This window comes from Halomonas sp. BC2 (genome assembly GCF_002078115.1).
In the GTDB taxonomy this organism is placed as follows: domain Bacteria; phylum Pseudomonadota; class Gammaproteobacteria; order Pseudomonadales; family Halomonadaceae; genus Vreelandella; species Vreelandella stevensii.
Window position 1 is genome coordinate 47,524 of the sequence record NZ_LFGT01000016.1, and the last position, 3,982, is coordinate 51,505.

Consider the following 3,982-nt stretch of genomic DNA (forward strand, 5'->3'; position numbering starts at 1 on the left):
CGCCGGTCAGGCCTGACGCTCTACGGCGAGGCGGGCCAGCTGGGCCATGCTGTCGCGGAAGGGGCTTTCGGGCAGGGCGTTCAGCTCGGCCAGGGCCTTGTCGGCCATCTCGACGGCGCGGTCGCGGGTGTAGGTGAGAGCGCCGGTGGCGTGAATGATCTCCAGCACTTCGTCCAGTTGCTCCAGGCCGCCTTTGCGAATCACCTGGCGGATCAGCTTGGCCTGTTCGGGGGTGCCGTGCTCCATGGCGTGGATCAGCGGCAGGGTCGGTTTGCCCTCGGCCAGATCGTCGCCTACGTTCTTGCCCATGGCGTCGGCGTCGCCCTGGTAGTCCAGCAGGTCGTCGATGAGCTGGAAGGCCAGGCCGAGATAGCGGCCGTAGTACTGCAGCGCGCGCTCCTGCTCCGGGGTGGCATCGGCCAGCACCGCACCGCTGTGGGAAGCGGCTTCGAAGAGCATGGCGGTTTTGCCCTGAATGGTCTCGAAGTAGTCGGCTTCCGAGATGCTCGGGTTGCCGATGTTGGTCAACTGGAGGACTTCGCCTTCTGCGATGACACAGGTCGCGCCGGAGAGGATCGCCATGATGCGCATGGAGCCGACATCGACCATCATCTGGAACGAGCGGGAGTAGAGGAAATCGCCTACCAGCACCGAGGGCGCATTGCCCCAGGCGTCGTTGGCCGTTTTCTTGCCACGGCGCATGTGCGACTCGTCCACCACGTCGTCATGCAGCAGGGTCGAGGTGTGCATGAACTCGATCAGCGTGGCGAGGGTGATGTGCTTGTCGCCTTCGTAGCCCAGCGAACGCGCTGCCAGCAGTACCAGCAGCGGGCGCAGGCGCTTGCCGCCGCTTTCGATGATGTACTGGCCGATGGTTTCCACCAGCGGCACGCGAGAATTCAACTGCGTCACAATGGTGCGGTTGACGGCCTCAAAATCGTCGGCCACCACGGCGTGCAGCGGTGAAGGCGAAGGGCTGGCAGGCGGGGTTGAGGAGACGTTGGCTGTCATGGGTTCCGTTCATCGCGGCAGGTAAGAGAGTGGGGGTCATGCTATGGGGCTGCCTGTGAGGCGTCAAGGCATAGCGGCGCCGGGCGGGCGGCGGGGTGATTGACAAGCCCCGGTGGCCTTGTGGTAAAGCGCGATAGTCGTTATAATCCGCGACCCACTCATCATGCTCCCTGTCAGATGGCTGCCAAAAGAGGCGCCACTCGCAGCAGGTCGATAAGAGCGGAAGGCGATGAGCGTTGGTTACGCGGGGCGTAACTGGCATTAACGACAAGTCCGGAGAGCGACATGTACGCAGTTATCAAAAGCGGTGGCAAACAGTACCGCGTTCAAGAAGGTCAGACCCTCAAGCTCGAAAAAATCGAAGTCGCGACCGGCGAAACGATTGAATTCGATGAAGTGCTGCTGGTTGCAGACGGCGACGACGTGAACATTGGCGCACCTTTCATCAGCGGTGCCAAAGTTTCCGCCGAAATCGTTTCCCACGGCCGTGGCGACAAAGTCACCATCATCAAGTTCCGCCGCCGGAAGCACCACATGAAGCGTCAGGGCCACCGCCAGTGGTTCACTGAAGTCAAAATTACCGGAATTTCTGCGTAAGCAGTCACTTCCCTTTAGGAGGATTTTGCAATGGCACATAAAAAGGCAGCCGGCTCCACGCGTAACGGTCGCGATTCCGAATCCAAACGCCTGGGTGTGAAACTGTACGGTGGCCAAGCGGCAACCGCCGGTAACATCATCGTGCGTCAGCGCGGCACGCGCTTCCACGCCGGTACTGGCGTTGGCCTGGGCCGTGACCACACGCTGTTCGCTCTGAACGACGGTGTCGTCAAGTTCGAGACCAAAGGTCCGAAAAACCGTAAATTCGTCAGCATCGTTTCTGCCTAAGCAACTTAGGTTGCGCAGTGCGAAGATGACGAAAGAAAAGCCCCGCCATGGCGGGGCTTTTTTGTCTTTTCAAGCCCTTTTGCCCGTACCGGGAACAGGGTGATGCAGTCAGGGCGGCGGAAGCGGCCGGGAGAATCCAATGCAGTTCGTCGATGAAGCCTCGATCATTGTTGAGGCAGGTAAAGGCGGCAATGGCTGTCTGAGCTTTCGCCGCGAGAAATATGTGCCCAAGGGGGGCCCGGACGGTGGTGATGGTGGCCACGGGGGCAGCGTTTATCTGATTGGTGACGATGCGCTGAATACCTTGATCGATTTCAAGTTTCAGCGCTTCTACAAGGCCGAGAACGGCCAGGGCGGCATGGGTCGCCAGATGAGTGGCAAGGCTGGTGAAGACCTGCACGTCAAGGTGCCGGTGGGCACCACCGTGATCGATGAGGACACCCTCGAGGTGATCGCCGATGTGACCGAGATCGGGCAGGTCGTGCTGGTGGCGGCCGGTGGTCGTCGTGGCCTGGGTAACATCCACTTCAAATCCTCCACCAACCGCGCACCGCGCCGCACCACGCCGGGCACCGAAGGCGACCGTCGTAACCTGCGCCTGGAAATGAAAGTGATGGCGGATGTGGGCCTGCTGGGCATGCCCAATGCCGGCAAGTCGACGCTGATTCGTTCGGTGTCGGCGGCCAAGCCCAAAGTGGCCAACTACCCGTTCACCACGCTGGTGCCGAACCTGGGCGTGGTGAAGCTGGGGATGCACGAGCACTTCGTGATGGCCGACGTTCCGGGACTGATCGAAGGCGCCTCCGACGGCGCAGGCCTGGGGCTGCGTTTTCTGAAGCACCTGACCCGTACGCGGCTGCTGTTCCACGTGGTCGATGTGGCGCCGTTTGACGAGTCTGATCCGGTCGACGCTGCCAAGGCCATCGTGCACGAACTGGGCCAGTTCTCACCGGCGCTCTCCGAGCGGCCGCGCTGGCTGGTGCTGAACAAGTTCGACCTGCTGCCGGAAGAGGAGCGCGAAGCGCGGGCCCAGGCGATCATCGATGCGTTGAACTGGGAAGGCCCGGTGTTCCGTATTTCGGCGATCAGCAGCGAAGGCACCGACAAGCTGGTGCAGGCGGCGTACCGCTGGCTCACCGAGCAGCAGCGTCTGGAAAACGAAGACGAAGAGGCCCATGCCCGCGAGCAGGAGATGCGGCGCCGCATGGAAGAGGAGTCGGTGGCCCGTACCGAAGCGCGCCTTGGCCGTCGCCGCAAGCGCGATGACGAAGAAGACGATGACGATTTCGACGACGATGATTACGATGTCGAAGTAGAGTACGCCCCGTAAACGGCAGGCGTGCCGACCAGGATGAATCGCGTGAGCGCAATGGCGTGGGAGAGTCGCGACGTGGAACACAACGAGCAGTTGCCGGGCCGTGAGGCGCTGAGTAGCGCCCGCCGGATAGTGGTCAAGATTGGCAGCGCGCTGCTCACCAACGATGGTCGCGGGCTGGATGAAGCGGCCATTGGCGGCTGGGTGGATCAAATTGCTGCCCTGCACCAGCAGGGTATCGACGTGGTGCTGGTCTCTTCGGGAGCCGTGGCGGCAGGCATGGTACGCCTGGGGTGGCAGGCACGCCCCAGCGCCGTGCATGAACTGCAGGCGGCGGCGGCCGTGGGGCAGAACGGGCTCACCCAGTGCTACGAGCAGCACTTTGCTCGCCACGGCATGCTCACCGCGCAAATTCTGCTCACCCACGACGACCTCTCCAACCGCAAGCGCTACCTGAACGCGCTGTCGGCGCTGCGCACCCTGGTCGAGATGCGCGTAGTGCCGGTGATCAACGAAAACGATACCGTCGTCACCGACGAGATCCGCTTTGGCGATAACGACACCCTGGGCGCGCTGGTGGCCAACCTGCTCGAAGCCGATGCGCTGCTGCTGCTCACCGATCAGGAGGGCCTGTTCGATGCCGACCCGCGCCATCATCCTGACGCTCGATTGATTGCCGAAGGCCGTGCCGATGACCCACGGCTGGCCGCCGTGGCAGGCAGCGGCGGTGCGCTGGGCCGAGGGGGCATGAGTACCAAGGTGCGTGCCGCG

Annotated in this window: 5 protein-coding genes; 4 read left to right on the forward strand and 1 reads right to left on the reverse strand. The window is 62.6% G+C overall.

Translation table 11 applies throughout. The features are described 5' to 3' along the window. Positions 1-6 precede the first annotated feature (6 nt). The gene (gene ispB / locus B7L71_RS11140) at positions 7-1,011 is read right to left on the reverse strand and encodes an octaprenyl diphosphate synthase (RefSeq protein ID WP_016915862.1); all 1,005 of its coding nucleotides are present in this window, start codon (positions 1,009-1,011) and stop codon (positions 7-9) included. Between the two features lie 285 nt (positions 1,012-1,296). On the opposite strand from ispB, the gene rplU reads away from it, so the two are divergent. The 4 genes from rplU to proB all read left to right on the forward strand — a co-directional run. Continuing rightward, positions 1,297-1,608 (forward strand): 50S ribosomal protein L21, encoded by a 312-nt coding sequence (gene rplU / locus B7L71_RS11145; protein ID WP_016915863.1) that lies wholly within the window; start codon positions 1,297-1,299, stop codon positions 1,606-1,608. 30 nt (positions 1,609-1,638) lie between these two features. Further along, a complete protein-coding gene (gene rpmA / locus B7L71_RS11150) occupies positions 1,639-1,896 on the forward strand; it encodes a 50S ribosomal protein L27 (RefSeq protein ID WP_016915864.1) in 258 nt (85 codons plus the stop codon). Between the two features lie 139 nt (positions 1,897-2,035). Further along, a complete protein-coding gene (gene cgtA, locus B7L71_RS11155) occupies positions 2,036-3,226 on the forward strand; it encodes an Obg family GTPase CgtA (RefSeq protein WP_081137996.1) in 1,191 nt (396 codons plus the stop codon). Positions 3,227-3,265: 39 nt separating this feature from the next. Continuing rightward, the coding region (proB, locus tag B7L71_RS11160) for a glutamate 5-kinase (protein WP_249273248.1) at positions 3,266-3,982 on the forward strand (717 nt) is incomplete at its 3' end.